The sequence below is a fragment of the Streptomyces sp. NBC_00271 genome (assembly GCF_036178845.1).
Taxonomy (GTDB): domain Bacteria; phylum Actinomycetota; class Actinomycetes; order Streptomycetales; family Streptomycetaceae; genus Streptomyces.
Window position 1 is genome coordinate 280,167 of the sequence record NZ_CP108071.1, and the last position, 17,185, is coordinate 297,351.

Sequence of the window (17,185 nt, forward strand, 5' to 3'; positions counted from 1 at the left end):
CCGCGGGTGCGGGGAGCAGACCAACTCCGGCAACACGCTGCGGGTATGCAGGGGACCATCCCCGCGGGTGCGGGGAGCAGTCGTGAGGATCACCCAGCTTGAGATAGAGATCAGGACCATCCCCGCGGGTGTGGGGAGCAGAAGGTGACCACGGGCACGGCGATCAAGACGCTGGGACCATCCCCGCGGGTGCGGGGAGCAGCTCTTCGGCCTGGCGGGTGATCGTGGAGAGGCGGGACCATCCCCGCGGGTGCGGGGAGCAGCTCGTGACGATTACTTAGCCAAACAGGCCACGGGGACCATCCCCGCGGGTGCGGGGAGCAGGCAGCCCACTCCAACGGAGACCGGCCCGCAGCGGGACCATCCCCGCGGGTGCGGGGAGCAGTTGATCGGCGTGCGGACCGTGATCGGGAGGCAGGGACCATCCCCGCGGGTGCGGGGAGCAGCACGTCACCGAGGGGGCAATCCGTAGGCGATGGGGACCATCCCCGCGGGTGCGGGGAGCAGGGAGGACTGACCATGCCTGAGGAACCCTGCCCGGGACCATCCCCGCGGGTGCGGGGAGCAGTCGACGCCACCGAGGGCGGAGAGGTAGGCGGCGGGACCATCCCCGCGGGTGCGGGGAGCAGGCGTCTGGCGTCGCGCTTGCTCATCCCGTCGTGGGACCATCCCCGCGGGTGCGGGGAGCAGGTCTGGGCCAGCCGCCTGAAACCCTGCGTGAGGGGACCATCCCCGCGAGTGCGGGGAGCAGGCTGCGTTCTCCGTCGCGCACCACGGCGTCGAGGGACCATCCCCGCGGGTGCGGGGAGCAGCCGGAGGCCGTGCTGGAGGCGTTCACCTTCGAGGGACCATCCCCGCGGTTGCGGGGAGCAGTCCAGACCGAGCGCGAGCTTGGCTTGGACCTCGGGACCATCCCCGCGGGTGCGGGGAGCAGGACGCGGTGAAGGCGGACCCGGACCGGATCCTGGGACCATCCCCGCGGTTGCGGGGAGCAGATCATGGCCGTCGGCTCTGGCGAGGACATGGCGGGACCATCCCCGCGGGTGCGGGGATTTCGGCCTCCGGCACAAGGCCCTGGACCGGCAGCTTGGGACCATCCCCGCGGGTGCGGTGCGCAGTCGAGGAATGCCTGGTGGTCGTCGTCGCCGAGGGGACCATCCCCGCAGGTGCGGGGAGCGCACTTTGTGACCTGAGGTGCCAGCAGGTGAGGAAGCCGCGGAGGCCGAGCGAGTAGTTGGTGAGAACGATCGCAGCCACCAGAGAATCCACATGACCGAGCCGGGAGCGACGGACCGCTTCTGGGGGACGAATCCGGTCGGCGCTGAGTGGGTGCCGTCGGCGTCGGCTGCGCGTTGCTCATCAGTCAACGGATGAGGAACAGGCCGCAGCCGTAGGCGCGGGCGCGGCCGATGCCGTCGTTCAGGGTGGCCACGAGGGCGTTGGGGTCGGTGATGGTGAGACGGCCTTTGATCTCGGCACGGGCGACGGCGAGGCCTTCACGTGTGGTGCTCTTGAGACTGCCGAGCATGCGGATGCTGAGGGTGTCGGGGTCGGCGGTCGCTCCGATCCGGGTAACGCCGTTGGGGCCGGAGGCGGGTTGTCCGTCTTGCTGAAGGCGCCGGGTGAACCAGTCCTTGGCATGCTGGGCGGTGGTGTGCGGGATCCGCTTGCCGCGGATCTTCTTCTCGACGGCTTCCTTGCCGGGCGAAATGGTCTTGGTGGGGTTGACGACCGTACGGAAGGACACGACGTCCCCGGCACTGAGGGTGCGGTCGACTGTGAGGGTGTGGGGTTTGTCTTTCAGCGCGTCGGAGGGGACGCGGGACCAGTCGGCCGGTACGCGGGCTTGGACGACGAGGACGAGGACGCCGGCTTTCAGGTCCACGGACCATGTGGACAGGACACCCATCTGGGCGCGGGCGTCCGGTTGTCCGTCCTCGACCCAGCCGTAGAACCCGCTCATGACGTTGCGGTGCATGTGCTGGGCGTCGACCATCGCCTTGGCGGTGTAAGGGTGCCGGGCATCGAGGGTGAGGACACTGTGCGAGGTGACGAAACGAGCGGTGGCATTCACGGGATCACATCCCATTCGGCTGCTGTGGGGTCGGGGGTGATCCGGATGCGGCTTTCCCAACGGGTGGTGTGAGAGCGCTGATCGGGGTGGAAGCTGACGGGCTGGTCCGAGGCGGTCGTGGAGCCTGCGGTGCCTTCCCGGGTTTCGATCCACGCCCACGGGCAGGATTCGGAGGCGTCCGGAAGCAACGCTGTGGCGGTGAGGACCTGCTCAAGCGTTCCCTCTCGTACTGAGCCGGCGATCGTCCCGGACGGTGGGCAGGATTTGCGGCCGAGCCACAGCAGACGCCTGGGATGTTCCAGGGCCTGGGCCATGCTGTCCAGCAGCGAGCGGTCGGGGTGTTCAAGGGCGACCACGAACGATGCGTCGGCGAGGTACCAGCGTTCGGTGATGAGCGCGGTGCGGGAGAGTTCGGCGGAGACGAGGGCACCGGATGCGGGGTCCCTGCTGATCTTTTTCGGCGCCCCGTACCAGTTGGTGAGCTGGTGATGCCCGAACGCGGGGCCGGTGGCTGCTTCGAGGTGGGCGGAGAGGGCTGCGGCGCGGCGGTGGTCCGTGATGAGGTCGCGGGGCCGTATGGGGTAGGTGCCGGCGCCCACGGTGTGGTAGTCGCGGACAGGGGTGCCGGGCCGGTCGGCGCGCACGGCGAAACGGATGTCGGCGAGCGGGCCGAGAGAGGTGGTGCGGTCGTGGCCGAGGGCGGCGGCGCACATGCCGATGACGGCCGACTTCGTGGGGCGGGTGTGGGTGTCGCGGTGAGAGAAACGGGATACCGCCCCCCAGGACTGCAGGGGGGCGGCGAGCCGGGCGAGGAGGGTGAAGGTCATGCGAGGAGCTCCTCGACGGTGACGGCTTCCTTCGCGGAAAGGCCACCAGTGGCCGCGAGTTCGCTGATGATGCTGTGCGTGTCCATGTCGTAGGTCAGGACGCGGCCCGGGGTGATGTCGGGGCGGCGCGCGGTGACGAACGCGTGGTGGGCCAGGAGCCGACGGGCGGCGGCGTGCGCCGCGGGGCCGTCAGCGGTCTCATCGATGGGGTTTTGGAACGTGCCGGCGTAGTTGAACGGCCGGTCGCCGTCGAACGCGAGGACCAGGCTGGGCAGGGTGCCGGTGGAGGCGGTGCTGGTCTTCTTCGCTTCGGGGAAGGCGTCGACGAAGGCGGTGACGAACTCCTTCTCCGCGGCTGCGGCCGCGGCTTCCGCGTCTGGCTCGCTCATGCCGGCGGCCCGCAGGTTGGTGCGCAGCTGCCTGCGGTCCAGGACTGCGTGCCGGTAGAAGGTGCCGGAGATGAGCGACTGGTATCCGGTCATGCCCGCGCCGGAGTCGTCAGCGGAGTCGAGGAAGTCCAGGGCGTTCTTTTTCCGGTCGAGCTTGGCGTCGTCGGCTGCGGCATAGAAGTCGTCGATCTGTTCGGCCTCGTGAACGGTGAAGGCGTGCGCGGTCTGGATGGCGCCGTCGACGTTGGGAGAATCGGCGATCTCGGCGAGGAAGCGGCCGTAGAGCGCGATGTCGATGGCGTCGCGCGGCGCGAGCGCTGTGAGTACCGCGGTACGCGTGGCCTTCGGCAGGGCAGGAAGTTTGTCCGCGTCCGCTGTCCCGTCCTCATCGGGAGCGTCCCCGGCGGCTTTCTTCCGCTTCGGCTTGTCTGCTGCCTGCTTGGCCTGGAGGTAGGTCTCTGCCCATTCGCTGAGATCGTTGCGATGGGTGTGAATGTGTCCGGCGATCTGATCGCCTGCGTCGGCTGGCGCGAACAGGAGCACCTTGGTGAGGTGGGCGACGGTCTTCTTGGCGGGGTCGCCGAACTTCAGTCCCAGCGCTTCGAGTACAGCCTGGGCGGTGGCAACCGCCTCGCTGTGATCCCAGCCGTGCTCGTCCCTCAAAGACCGGGCCGCGATGAGGGCCCACTCCCGGGTACGGATCCCCATGGTGCGGTCGGCGAGCGCACCGGTGCCGGCGTTGGCACGGTTACGGGAGTGGACACGTTCCGCACGGCGCCGGGCCTGGCTGGTGATCATGTGCCGCTCGACGCCCCCGTACACGATGGCTTTCGGGGACCCGTTCTCGTCCCGTACGGGCAGGACAGCGACGACGGTTTCCAGCAGGTGGAGGGACAGGTACTGGTGGCCCGTGAATGCGGGCGTGCTGATGGTCACTTCGCCGAGTCCTTCGGGGTGTAGGTGCCGATGTGGAAGTCGTAGGCCCACTGACGGTGGACAGCCCGGCCTCTTTCGTTCCAGGCAGTCAGGTCCTCGACGAGCCGGGACCACGCCGGTGGCGGTACCTCACAGGCGCGCAGCCGCTCGATGGCGTGCTGCAGATGCCGCCAGGGCACGCGGCGGCTGGAGACGAGCCGGTCGACCAGGCGGGAGGCGCCCGGGTCCTTGGGGCCACGGGCGGCCGGGCTGCCGATGCGCCGTGCAGCCGAGCCCAGGCTGCCGAAGCCGTAGGAGGGCCGTGAAGCCCCGCGGTGGTAGACCGCGAACAGGAACGCGACCTGCTCGTACACCTCGCGCTGTGCTTCGGTGGGCGCGTGGGCGGCGGCCAGAATGTGGCTGGTGGTGAGAGCGCGTGGGCGGCGCAAGGCGGAGAGCTGGCCGTAGTCGCGGGAGCGGACGAGTCCGGTGAGCCACCCGGTGAGGAGGTCACCGGGGGCGGGATCCGGCCGGACGGCGCTGGCGGTGGTGCTCATGCGGGTGGGTCCTCCTTCGCGGGTGCGGGGTTGTTCTTGCCGAGCTCGGTGCGCAGGCGTTCGGTTGCCTCGGCGCGGGCGCGGAAGCCGCGGCTGCTCGGCGGCAGGGAAGCCAGCCGGTGCTCGAGCAGACGGCGGGCATTGGCGTGGAGCACGGTCGCGTAGGTCCGCAAGGCGTCGGTCAGGGGACGGTCGCCGGCCGCTTCCTCCAGCAGAGTGTGGAAGGGCTGGGCGGTGGCTGCCCAGTGCTCGCTGCGGGCGTCGAACCGCGCGATCTGCGCCTTCTTGTCGGCCGGTTTGGGGTTGGGATAGGCCACCGTCCATGCCGTGTAGGCGGCTTTGCCGAGGCAGTCGGCCACGTGGTCGGCGATGCGTGATCCGGTTTCCGCAGCCCGGCGCAGGGCCGCTTCCCGGCCGGGGACGAAGGGGAAGACGTCGGAGACCCACGTGATGGCGGTGGTCTGTTTGGCGACCAGCCCCACAGCCCACAAGGTGACGGGCCGGCTGGAAGGAAGCATGGCGATGCGGCCGTACAGGTCGGTGCCTTTGTTCCGGTCGGCGACCGCCGCATACAGGGCATGGGCTTCGCGCCACAGTGCGCGGGTGGCGGAGGGCCACAGCGGCTTCGTCGTGCCGGCGGCCGTGGTGGCGTAAACGGCATCCTGCAGGTACGGGGCGGCGAGCGGTGCCAGGAGTTCACCCGCGCCGATCAGCACCCGGTCCACGGCCACGGCGCCGCCTGGCCCGGCGGCGGGCCGCATGAGGATGGAACGCCCCAGCAGCGTGTGCAGGTCGGCCGGGCCGTCGACGGGGCGTCCCGTGGGCTTCGTACGGAAGCCACGGCGTTCCCTCTGGGTCCAGGTGCGGTTGAACGTGCCCGGCCCCTGCGGATAGGGGGCAACGTTCAGCCGCAGCGTGTCACCGAGGGTGTCGCCCTGCGCGATGACCCGGATGCGGGAGCCGAGGCGGGTGACGGCGAGGTTTGTGATCGTCGGTCCCAGCGTCTCCTTGCCCGAGATCCGGGCGCGGCCGCCCGGCCCGTAGGTGTGCTGAGCCAGCAGAGCACGGAACGCTGCGGCCGCCGGCAGCGGAGCGGGGTGCTCGAGATGGTGGTGGTCGAAGAACTGGTTGTAGTCGCCGACGTGTTCGATGACGAGCTGGGCGGGTCCGGCCCCGTGCCGGTCGAGGAACGGCGCGAGCAGGGCGTTCTGCCCGAACGGGGCGGCCGGATCGAACAGGTCCCATTCGTGCGCAGGCTGCGCGCGAAGCCACGCGGCGGCACCGGCGAGGGGCTCCCGGTCGATGACCCAGTCCAGCCACTCGTCTTCCGTCTCCGGATAACAGCCGGAGGCGTAGCAGACGGCGAGGAGGTACTCGATCAGGGCCACCGTCTCACCGGGCGTAGGGGCGGCGATGCAGCGCAGCTCATCTGCCATTTCAAGGGCTTCGGCAGCGCTGTGGGTGACGGTGCGGCCGTCCGTTGTCAGTGCCGGGGTGCATGCTTCGGTGCGGACGTCCCAACTCGGGCGAGGGACCCCCGCACGGCTCTCACCAGTCATCAGATCAGGCTCAACTCCTTTCTATTTATGGTTGGTTGAGGACCATGGGCAGGGAACGTAGCACAGGACAAGGTGACGATTTGCCTGAACATCAGAAACCGGTCATCCACCGACTTCCCTGGGCGAAAACTGATCAGCGAGGGGCATCACGCCGACGCGGCGGCCCGGACTGGAACCCCCTGCCCGCCCACCTCTTCGACACCGCTGCCGTAGCCCTCGAACTGTGGGACCGCTACCTGGCCCCTCCGTCACGAAACCGGCTGGCCAACGCGTTCGGCGGCGGCGATGAGGACCTGGCGCGATCCGTCATCGCGTTCTACACGGCCCTCCACGACCTCGGAAAAGCATCCCCCGCCTTCCTCAATCAATTCGGACGCGGCCGGCACTCCACCCCCCGACTCCGCCGTGCACGACAGATCTGGGAAAGAGCGGCCCGGGAAGGCGGCCTGCCCCTGCCCGACGAATGGGCCGGCACCTGGTGGGCACGCCACGAACACGTCACAGCCGCCGCCCTGCCACAGCTGACGGGCTGCGACTGCACCCCCACCGACTGCCAAAACCGTGCACACCGGCAACTCCACGCAGTCGCCTACAGCCTTGCCGCCCACCACGGACACTTCCCGGACGCCGACACCGTCAGCAAAGCCCACGCAGCCACACCCGCCGCATGGACACCGGTCCACCAGGCAATCGTCCAAGCCGTCGCCGCCACAACAAACGTTGACCTCGCCCAGCTCATCGACATCGTCCAGCCACTGCAGCCGTCCGCCCTGATCGCCTTCACCGGCCTCGTGGTCCTCTGCGACTGGGTCGCCTCCGACGAGACCCGCTTCACCTACCGCAAAACCACCGAAAACGACGCAACATGGTGGAAAAAATCCCAAACAGAAGCAAACGCCGCCGTCACTGACCTGCGCCTGAACCGGTGGCAGACAACAGACGCCACCTGGGAAGACCTCTGGCCCGGAACCCACCCGCGCCCCTTCCAAGCCGACGCGATACGCATCATGCCCACCACCGGACCCGCCCTGGTGATCGTGGAATCCGACACCGGCTCCGGCAAAACCCGCCTCGCCCTGTGGTGCGCCCATCACCTGGCCGTCCGCAACGGCTACCAAGGCCTCTACATGGCCATGCCGACCCGAGCAGCCACCAACCAAGCCGCCGCCGAAATCGAAGCATTCATGAACCGGGCCGTCCACTCAGACGCCGCGAACCTCGCGATCGTGCACGGCACAGCCGCCGCCACACAAACCGTGCACCGCCTCATCGACGCCGCCCGCCCCGCCCCCACCGAAGACACGACCGACAGCGGAATCGAAGACCTGCTCGGATTCGTCACAGGCACCCTCGACACCAGCGAACACCCCGACCACAGCCCCGCACACGAACAACCCGCAGGACGAGCCGTCCTCGACCCCTGGTACCTACGACGCTGCCTCGGCCTGATCGCCACCTTCGGGATCGGCACCATCGACCAACTCGTCCTCGCCACCCAGAAATCACGGCACTGGCACCTCAGAATGCTCGGCCTGATGGGCAAAACCGTCATCATCGACGAAGCCCACGCCTACGAGCTCTACCAGCAAGACCTGCTCACCGCCGCCGTGGAATGGCTCGCCGACGCCGGCGCCTCCATCGTCGTCCTGTCCGCAACCCTGCCCGCCTCCGTACGCCAAGCCCTCACCACCGCCTGGAACACCGGCCTCGGCGTCACCCTCCACGACACCGGCGAAACAGGCCCCATCACCGTCATCGACAGCACCGGCCGCCTCCGCCGCACCGGCCCCCCAGCAGACCAGGCCCCCCAACTCCACACCACCATCAGCCTGGAAAGCGACCCCGGCCCCAAAGAACTGGCCGCCCAACTCCTCCGCCAGGCCGCAGACGGCGGCTGCACCGCCGTCATCCGAACCCGGGTCACATCAGCCGTCACCCTCTACGAGCAAGCCCGAGCCCAGGCCGCCCAGCACGGCTGGCACGACCACGAAATCATCCTCCTGCACGGACAGCTCATGCCCCGCCACCGCCAGCCGATCGAAGAACACCTCACCCACCTGCTGGGACCCGGCACCGAAACAAACCGGCACCAACAGCTGCCCAACCCGCACCGCCCCCAGCGCCTCCTCGTCATCGCCACCCAGGTCATCGAGCAGTCCCTCGACCTGGACTTCGACCACATGGTCGCCGACCTCTCCCCCATTGACCTGCTCATCCAGCGACGCGGCCGAGTCCACCGCCACACCGTCAACGACCCCAAACGCCCCGCCTGGTGCAGCCAGCCGGGCATGCGCATCCTCTACATCCCCGACCCCACCGCACCCGGCCTCCCACTGGTCGAACCCCCAGCACACGACAAGCCCGGAAACCCCGACGCCTTCGTCTACGCGCCCTACACACTCGCTGCGACATTCCGCGAACTCCACACCCGCCGCACCCCCGACGGCCTGGTGCGCATCTCCACGCCCCGTGACTCAAGCCCCCTCATCGAAACCGTGTACGGCCCCCGCCAGGACGCAGCCGACGCCTGGCAACCACTGCTGCACCGCACCTGGACCCAATGGCAAAAAGACCTCGGTGAAGAAAAAGCCGAAGCCAACGCTCGCGCCGTACACCCCTACACAGCCCGACGACGCACACCCGTAGGACACAGGGCACTGGCATCCGGCGCCGCCCACGGCAACGGCGACGACGGCGGACTCGCCGGAATCCGCGCCGTCTCCCGCCTCGGCGACCCGTCCATCACCGCCATCTGCCTCTATCAGCAGCCCAACGGCAACCTCACCTACGACCCCACCGGCGCCCTGACCACAGACCTCACCGACCACACACGGGCATCCAGCACGACAGGCACGGCGGCGTACCGCCAACAACAGCGGGACCTACTCCTCAACACCCTCGCGATCCCCGCCACCTGGTTCCGCGGCACACGACCCCTACCCCCACCGGAGGCATGGCCAACCCTCGACGAACCAGCACTCAAACACGCGTACGTGATACTCCTGGCCCCGGACGGCACCTGCACATCGGGACCAATCGGGCGCATTGTGTACATCCCCAGCGCTGGCCTCACCAAGCAGTGAAGCCCGCCATACTCAAAGAGAGGCGCCCAGTCTCCGTTTCGCTTCCCCGCACACGCGAGGCAACGGCACTCCGTTCTAGTTATGAGGGCCATACCCGCGCTAGCGGGACTCCCCCACCTTAGACGTCGCCGTCACAATCTGAGCCTCCGGCATGAATAGGTCTTTGCACCTGCGAGGATGATCCCCAGCCCCGGCCCCACATCCGTAATGCAGTCGCATCCCCCCGCGCACGCGGGGATGGTCCCTGGGCGGCACCGGTACCGACCTTGACCGGGGTCTGCTCCCTGCACCCGCGGGGATGGTCCTGTCTGGACGAACGTGGCGCCTTGTTCGATCTTCTGCTCCCCGCGCACGCGGGGATGGTCCCTGGAACGGCAGGTTGTTCTGCCGCCAGTAGAACTGCTCCCCGCACCCGCGGGGATGGTCCCTTCCACATCGGGAACCCGCCCGGATACCAGACCTGCTCCCCGCACCCGCGGGGATGGTCCCGGCTGGTCGACGAGCCGGGTGTCACCGGACGCCTGCTCCCCGCACCCGCGGGGATGGTCCCCCGGTGTAGTTCAGGATCAGCGGCGGGTCCTGCTGCTCCCCGCACCCGCGGGGATGGTCCCGGCATCACGAACACGTGGAACAACCTCTGGAACTGCTCCCCGCACCCGCGGGGATGGTCCCGTGGACGAGCAACTGCGTATCTACCACTCGTACTGCTCCCCGCACCCGCGGGGATGGTCCCACGGTGAACGCGGGCGGCTCGGGCGGGCTGTCCTGCTCCCCGCACCCGCGGGGATGGTCTCTCCTCCCGCACCGGGAAGCTGATCTCGTCGGGCTGCTCCCCGCACCCGCGGGGATGGTCCCAACCCGAACCGGCCGCCGGACCCCGTGTCCGACTGCTCCCCGCACCCGCGGGGATGGTCCCGGCATCGACAACACCCCCAACGCCCGCGACGACTGCTCCCCGCACCCGCGGGGATGGTCCCGAGGGGTAGATCGAGTACCTCGGAGCGCCCGTCTGCTCCCCGCACCCGCGGGGATGGTCCCGTGGTGGGGCGGGATTGGCGCATGGTGTGGTCCTGCTCCCCGCACCCGCGGGGATGGTCCCACCTTGAGTGTGGCGTTGAGGGCCTCGGTGTACTGCTCCCCGCACCCGCGGGGATGGTCCCCGCTCCGTGATCCGCCGCGTCGGCCTCGTCGCCTGCTCCCCGCACCCGCGGGGATGGTCCCACTCCGGTCCTGCCCGACGGCCTGGACAAGACCTGCTCCCCGCACCCGCGGGGATGGTCCCGAGGTGCCCGCGTCGGTCCAGGACGCGGTCAACTGCTCCCCGCACCCGCGGGGATGGTCCCGACACCGTGTGGGTCCTCGACGACTCCACCTACTGCTCCCCGCACCCGCGGGGATGGTCCCTTCACCTACGTGTACTGGCGGAAGATTGCCGACTGCTCCCCGCACCCGCGGGGATGGTCCCAAGGAGGCCATCGAGTCCGGCCGGACGTTCCGCCTGCTCCCCGCACCCGCGGGGATGGTCCCTGAGTGTCCTCACCCGGCAACGGATTACGGAACTGCTCCCCGCACCCGCGGGGATGGTCCCAGGGCGTCGAACTCGTCGTCGGGGAGGATCAGCTGCTCCCCGCACCCGCGGGGATGGTCCCCAGCCAGCGCGGTGCGCCCCGCAGCCATGCCGCTGCTCCCCGCACCCGCGGGGATGGTCCCCACTACGTGCCCACGGTGACGCTCGAAGAGGGCTGCTCCCCGCACCCGCGGGGATGGTCCCAAAGAAAGGCCGAGCGGTTGCGCCCGCCCGGCCTGCTCCCCGCACCCGCGGGGATGGTCCCCGCGGCTCGGGCGAGGTCTTCGGCGTGCCGTTCTGCTCCCCGCACCCGCGGGGATGGTCCCGTGGCATGCGGCATCAGCTCAGTAGTCACGGCCTGCTCCCCGCACCCGCGGGGATGGTCCCGACCCCGGCCGTACGCACCATCGTGGTCCACACTGCTCCCCGCACCCGCGGGGATGGTCCCCGGGACATGTTGAGGAAGTCAGCCGGGGGAAGCTGCTCCCCGCACCCGCGGGGATGGTCCCGACATGTTCCGCGCGGTTCACGACGTGTTCGGCTGCTCCCCGCACCCGCGGGGATGGTCCCACCGCACCGATCCCGCCCAGCGCGTCGCCGCCCTGCTCCCCGCACCCGCGGGGATGGTCCCCTCGGCTGGGGACGCGCAACCTCGTTCGACGCCTGCTCCCCGCACCCGCGGGGATGGTCCCGCGACCTCACCACCGCGCAGCGCGACGCACGCCTGCTCCCCGCACCCGCGGGGATGGTCCCGAGTCGGGCCCCCACCTCAGATTGCCTCTGAGCTGCTCCCCGCACCCGCGGGGATGGTCCCATCGATGTCGCCGGAGGCGGCGATGCCGTCGACTGCTCCCCGCACCCGCGGGGATGGGTGTCGCCGTTCTGTGAACCTGAACCGTGACCCTCCATCGGTCGATGAAAAGTGACCCCTTCCGTGATGAAGTGATCAGTCTGGCTCCATGGGAGTCAGATGGAAGAGGTGATCGGTGTGGAGGACTGGGCTGAGATCCGGCGGCTCCACCGTGCGGAGGGCATGTCGATCAAGCTGGCGTTCGGTGTGGTCAGGGCGGTCGTGTCGTCAGGAAGCGTCGGCGACACCCGTGCTGACTCATACGGAGAAGCGTTCCGTACGCACATGCGCCCTCCTCCCGTCATGTTTGGTCTCGGTACCGATCGCACCGTTCCAGGACCTCGGTGTGAACCGTCCGAGCCATACGCCCAACAGCGTCTGCCCTGAAGACGCAGTTCGGGAGGCCACCCCAGGGTGCCCACTGTGGGTAAATGCTGGAGCAACCAGCGCACAGGCCAATGCCGTTCACAACCAGGTGTCTCACGTACCGAAGGTCAGCAGGGGAACGTCGTAGAGGTCCGGGTTTCTCGGGCGGGTCATCACGGGGGCGATGACCTCGACTACGAGCATCTCGACAAGGAACTGGACGTTGGCGTTGAGCAGATGGCTCGTGAACCCGTTGGCGGAGCGCGCCTTCTCCCCCAGTGACGTGTGGATATGCGGCAGGACAGTGTCCGTCTCAGCGTCGTACGCGAGTGTGCCGCACCCCATGGCCTCCACGCCCGTCACGTGGACTTTGCTCCACACCGGGGCGTCGGGATTTTCCAGCTTTTCGCACGCGCCGACGATCTCTGCCTCAGCGAAGCCGGCGATGAACATCGGGATGTAGCCGTGCTTCACCCCCTCCTGGCGACAGAAGTTGGTGAGGGTCGGAAAGAAGTCGTCGCCGTGGTCGAAGTTCACGGCGAAGGTGCGGCCGGTGGTCAGTTCATAGCTGCGCAAGACGGGTCTCCGGAGGCTGAAGGGGGTCACGAGAAGGTGCTGAAGGACTGAGCGACCTCGTCCTTGTCGTGGCTAGTCATCAGGAGCAACTGCAGGAGGATGCGCGCCTTGACGGGGTCCAGTGTGTTCGCGGAGATCAGCCCGCGCGCGAGCAGATCGGACTCCGAGCCCGGGAATCCGTACGTCCGCTGGAGCACGGGACCAGCCCCGGTGCGCGTTGCCAGGACGACCGGCATGCTCTTGGCGAGATCAGTAAGCGCATCGACGCACGCCATGGGGACGTGGCCGGCCCCGAACGCGGCGACCACCAGGCCTTGGACGTGCTCACCAATGGCTTGGAGAACTGTTCCGTCGTCTCCGAGCCCGATGGTGGCGATCGCAGTGCGGGCTGCAGAGGTGTACCGGGGATCGAACGTCGGGAGAGGGCCGGGGCGCGTCATGATCCGCACACGCTCCTCCGCGACGTACCCGATCGGCCCGGGATACGAGGTGAAGGCCGTTGGGCTCGTGGCATGAGTCTTGCGGACCCAGCGAGCAGCGTGGATCTCCTCTCCGAAAACAACGACACACCCCTGGCCCCGAGCTTCGGCGCTCGCCGCGACACGGACGGCAGCCAGCACGTTTGCAGGACCATCCGCCCCGGCCATGCTCGCGGTGCGCATGGCACCCGTGACCACGATCGGCATATCGCCGCCTGTGACGAGGTCCAGCAGATAAGCGGTCTCCTCGATCGTGTCCGTCCCCTGGGTGATGACCACGCCATCGACCGTGAGCGTCTCCACCGTGACGGCAAGCTCAAGCAGGTCGGAGAAGGCCAATGAGGCGCCGGGAAGCCGACGGAAGTCGTGAACCTCCACGTGGATCCCCGTGGAGGCAAGCCCCGGTACGGCTGCGACAAGGTCGTCGGCCGACAGAGTCGGTGTGGCGCCACCGTCCGTCTGCGTGGTCATCGCGATAGTGCCGCCAAGCGAGATCACTGCGACGCTCCGGGCGTTGTCGGCCATGGTCTCTTTCCCCTTCATGGGCATATGGGTTGTGGTGTGGGTCAGCGGTCGGCCGGGAGAGATCCCACGTACGCGCACGCGGCATCGATGCCGGCCGCAGAGACGAGCCGGCTGCGGGACTGGATCAGCCCGGACGAACCATGCTGGGCGAGCTGGCCGCACCGCTCGATCAGCCAGGACCACGGCAGCTCGAGGTACTGGGCGAGCGCACGGAGCCGCCCGGCGGGCGTGGGCGCCGCGGTGATTGAGTCTGCGTCGACGTCGCGCGCCGCGATCGTGAACTCCCGGACGACCGAGGCCCGGGCCGTCACATCGACATGCCACATCCCGTCCCCGCGGACCCAGTTGGCGATCACCGCCTCCTTGTCGGGAGCGACCACGAAGCCCTCGACGGCTTCGTACGCGGGATCGGTCGTGAACTGGGCGTGGATCCCCAACGACTCCATTAGCGCCACGGCCAGGAACAAGAGGATCCGTTCATACCGCGGAGAGGAACGCACGACGTCCTCTGGGATGCAGAACGCTCGGGTGCTCGTACTGCCGAGCGCCTTGGTGGTCTCCCGCAGGTACGGAAACTTGTGATCGAAGATCAGCCACGCGCTGGCCTCCTCGCCGCGCTGCTCCCGCGTCCAGAATGCGGGCAGCGTCGGCAGATCCGGCAGCGCACGCAGGATGTGGCGAGCGCAGAAGTCCGAGCCCAGCCACATGTGGGCGACAGTGTTCAGCCCGGGCGCCGCTTCCCGGCTGACCGCAGAGGCAGATAACCGCTCGTACGCCCGGAGATCGCTGCGTGTCTCGGACAGAGCCTGGTCATCGGCTTGAAGTGCGTCGTCGTAGTTGCTGACGGCCCACAGAATGCCGTAGGTGAGATCGTCCAGTTCGTAGGCCGCGGGGGCGGCGACTTCGCAGACACCAGCGTTCCTCGTGAGCTTTGCGCGCGCCGCGCGGCCGTCCAGGACGTAGAACCTCGAGGCGCCCCCGGCGTCAACTGCCCCGACCAGTAGACCGCGATGCGGCCGCGCCAGGAACTCCTCCGCGCGCTGCTGGTCAGGCACAGACACGATCACTCGACCCCCCTCGACGCGCGCGGGGTGAACCTGGAGCGAGAGCTGGGAGCCGAGCATGGAACGGCCTCCCGGCAGCAGCGCGTGCCAGTCGACACCGAACTCAGGGGCCGGGCGGGACAGCCGAAGCCCGGACCAGCTCTCGGTCGCACTTCTTGCGAAGCCGAATGGATCTTCCGTGACCGCCGGGGACCCTGGCATGGGAAAGCCAGCCACCGCTGCTGCACTGATCCCCGCTCCGGCGCGCAGGAGCGCGCGTCGATCGAGTGCCACGAGCACCACCGTTCCATCGTCTAGACGTCGAGGGACGAAGATCCCCTCACCGTCCGACGCTGCCGCCTGGGACAGGGCCGTGGCCAGGCCCAGCGACGTATCGGATACATGGGACGCCGCATCGGATACATGGCCAGGCTCGGAGACACCTCGGGTGATCTCCTGCCACAGCTCGATCAGGAACCCGCCCGCGCTAAGCGCCCGGTCGATGAGCTCAACCTCGCCCCGGTCCTTCGGCGGGCGGTCGCCGTTTTCCCATCGCTGCACCTTGGAGTGCGAAACGAACGTCTTAGCGGCTAGCTCCCGCATGGACAGACCGCGCGCCTCGCGCAGCTCCCGAATCACGTAACCAAGACGGTGCTGGGGCGACTGATCCGGCGCCAGCACATTCGGCTGCTGCCCCACTTCGAGCCCCCTCCATGTATCCAAGTCCGCGTATCCGGCCGACGGATACACAGCAACCGTAGAAGTCCCCAAAGATCACGCCTACACCTGGAGTGCCGGCTCCTCCAGCCGGAACCCACAACTTCCCCTCCAGGAGGGCGAGATGACTCACCTCCAGCATGTCCACAACACATCGCACGCCGTGGCCGACGCGCATGGCCGGACCGTCGACTTCATGCTCACAGGGGCGACAACGACACGCGATTGTCCATGCGTGAGACCCGTGGCAGGTACCCGGCCGCGAGGCCGACCCGGTGCCGTGGTCATACGCGTCGCCGCGGTCCTGACCGCCGGCCTGGTTGCGGCGGTGCTGCTCGTGGTCATCCGAGACATCGTCACCACCGTGGCCAGCACCAGTGTTACCGGTCTGCTTGTGCGGGCATTGCTGACGCCACCCAGTGGGCGAGAGCGGTGAGGGCGGTGCCAAACCGACGACGTCGGATTCGCCGGACGCTCTCGTGTGGCCACGGACCGATGTCATGCGTCGAACTCGTAGTCCAAGACGTAAGCAGCCGAGTCCATGGTCATCTCGTTGATCTCCACTGCTCGCCCTTCGGAGTCGAAAGCCGTACGCGCCAACTTGATGACGGTCCTGTCGGCGGGGATGGCCAGCCGGGCTGCTTCTTCGGCGGACGGCATGCGCACACGGATCTCCTCGCGGAAATGGGCTGGTGCGTAACCAAGGTCGGCAAGGCGGGCGTAGATGCCGCCGGGTCCGGTGTCGGCCTGCGTGATGGGCGAGCCTGCAACGAGCGACTGCGGCAGGTAGGACTCCGCGACCATGACCGGGCGTCCCTCCATGACGTATCGCCGACTCCGCATGCAGACCGTTTCGCCGGGCGACAGTTCAAGGACGTCACTGACGTGTTGAGGCGGGGCCGTGTCCTCCAGCACCGTGATCTGGTCGACGTCCGGAGCGCGGTGGTCGTCCGCCAACCAGACTGTTTTCCCGCTTCCCCACTGGTTACGGGCAAGTCGCTGGATGCCGCGGTGGCGGATGGGGTGGAACGAGATGACGCGGGCGCCGGCTCCTTTTTTGGTCTCGATAAGACCTTCGGTGCGCAAGATCTTCAGCGCCCTGCGGGCCGTAAGGGTGGCGACGTCGTACTGCGCGGCCAGCGGGTTTTCTCCAGGCAGGCGATCGCCGGGTCCGTAGTCCCCGCGCTCGATCGCCGCCTTCAACTCAGCCGCGATGTGCTGAGCCTTGGTGAGCTGCGCGCCCGTCTCGTCCGTCATCTGTCTCCCAACCTCGGTATCGATCCTATGGCGACTGGCTACCGAGGTACCTGGCGGGGCGCCTTGAACACGCCGGGGAGCCGCCCATGGTACAGGTTCGGTACCGATTTTATTGACATAGGTACCGAGGAAGGTTTCTACTGGACCTCGGTACCGAGGTTGTAGTCGGGTCCTTCCGGACCCGGCTCCCCCACCCGGAACCGCCTCAGGGCGGCGCCGAATGAGGGAGCCGGACTCTCGGTCCCTGCCAGCACCACCGCAAAACAGCAGGTGTCACCGCTCTTTCGGGGGTGGCGGCAATGGGGTCGAGCCCGCGCTCCCCCGGTCGACGGCACCTGTACCGAATAGCTCCACCTGATCCACCCCTGAACAGCGGAAGTTGCGCTGTCTGTCCGTCAGGA

At 68.4% G+C, this 17,185-nt stretch carries 10 protein-coding genes and 2 CRISPR repeat arrays (1 of these 12 running past the window's edge); of the genes, 1 reads left to right on the forward strand and 9 read right to left on the reverse strand.

What is annotated here, in order from left to right:
- Positions 1-1,056: direct repeats of the CRISPR family, unit length 29 nt; unit sequence GGGACCATCCCCGCGGGTGCGGGGAGCAG (it extends 620 nt beyond the left edge of the window).
- A 307-nt stretch (positions 1,057-1,363) separates the two neighbouring features.
- From cas6e to OG798_RS56015, 5 genes are read right to left on the reverse strand one after another with little or no spacing between them, the layout of a single operon-like run.
- Positions 1,364-2,074 carry a type I-E CRISPR-associated protein Cas6/Cse3/CasE gene (gene cas6e / locus OG798_RS55995; RefSeq protein ID WP_328760531.1) on the reverse strand — a complete coding sequence of 237 codons (711 nt, stop codon included), beginning with the start codon at positions 2,072-2,074 and terminating at the stop codon, positions 1,364-1,366.
- Positions 2,071-2,901, reverse strand: a complete 831-nt coding sequence (gene cas5e, locus OG798_RS56000) for a type I-E CRISPR-associated protein Cas5/CasD (protein ID WP_328760532.1) — start codon at positions 2,899-2,901, stop codon at positions 2,071-2,073. Before cas5e ends, cas6e begins: the two co-directional genes overlap by 4 nt.
- On the reverse strand, positions 2,898-4,220 hold the full coding sequence (locus OG798_RS56005) for a type I-E CRISPR-associated protein Cas7/Cse4/CasC (protein ID WP_328760594.1): 1,323 nt from the start codon (positions 4,218-4,220) through the stop codon (positions 2,898-2,900). The genes cas5e and OG798_RS56005 overlap by 4 nt, the downstream gene beginning before the upstream one ends.
- A 2-nt stretch (positions 4,221-4,222) precedes the next feature.
- Positions 4,223-4,762 carry a type I-E CRISPR-associated protein Cse2/CasB gene (gene casB, locus OG798_RS56010; RefSeq protein WP_328760534.1) on the reverse strand — a complete coding sequence of 180 codons (540 nt, stop codon included), beginning with the start codon at positions 4,760-4,762 and terminating at the stop codon, positions 4,223-4,225.
- Positions 4,759-6,321, reverse strand: a complete 1,563-nt coding sequence (locus OG798_RS56015) for a type I-E CRISPR-associated protein Cse1/CasA (RefSeq protein WP_328760535.1) — start codon at positions 6,319-6,321, stop codon at positions 4,759-4,761. The genes casB and OG798_RS56015 overlap by 4 nt, the downstream gene beginning before the upstream one ends.
- A gap of 80 nt (positions 6,322-6,401) precedes the next feature.
- On the opposite strand from OG798_RS56015, the gene cas3 reads away from it, so the two are divergent.
- Complete coding sequence (gene cas3 / locus OG798_RS56020; protein WP_328760536.1) at positions 6,402-9,404, forward strand: CRISPR-associated helicase Cas3'; 3,003 nt, start codon at positions 6,402-6,404, stop codon at positions 9,402-9,404.
- Between the two features lie 216 nt (positions 9,405-9,620).
- Positions 9,621-11,846: a CRISPR direct-repeat array (repeat unit 29 nt; unit sequence CTGCTCCCCGCACCCGCGGGGATGGTCCC).
- 455 nt (positions 11,847-12,301) lie between these two features.
- Here the strand turns inward: cas3 and OG798_RS56025 are convergent.
- From OG798_RS56025 to OG798_RS56040, 4 genes are all read right to left on the reverse strand, one after another.
- Positions 12,302-12,763, reverse strand: a complete 462-nt coding sequence (locus OG798_RS56025; protein WP_328760538.1) for a PPC domain-containing DNA-binding protein — start codon at positions 12,761-12,763, stop codon at positions 12,302-12,304.
- 26 nt (positions 12,764-12,789) lie between these two features.
- Positions 12,790-13,767, reverse strand: a complete 978-nt coding sequence (locus OG798_RS56030; protein WP_328760539.1) for an asparaginase — start codon at positions 13,765-13,767, stop codon at positions 12,790-12,792.
- Between the two features lie 41 nt (positions 13,768-13,808).
- Entirely contained in the window at positions 13,809-15,509 is a 1,701-nt protein-coding gene (locus OG798_RS56035; RefSeq protein WP_328760540.1) for a helix-turn-helix domain-containing protein, read from the reverse strand.
- 516 nt (positions 15,510-16,025) lie between these two features.
- Entirely contained in the window at positions 16,026-16,784 is a 759-nt protein-coding gene (locus tag OG798_RS56040; protein ID WP_328760542.1) for a GntR family transcriptional regulator, read from the reverse strand.
- Positions 16,785-17,185: the final 401 nt, after the last annotated feature.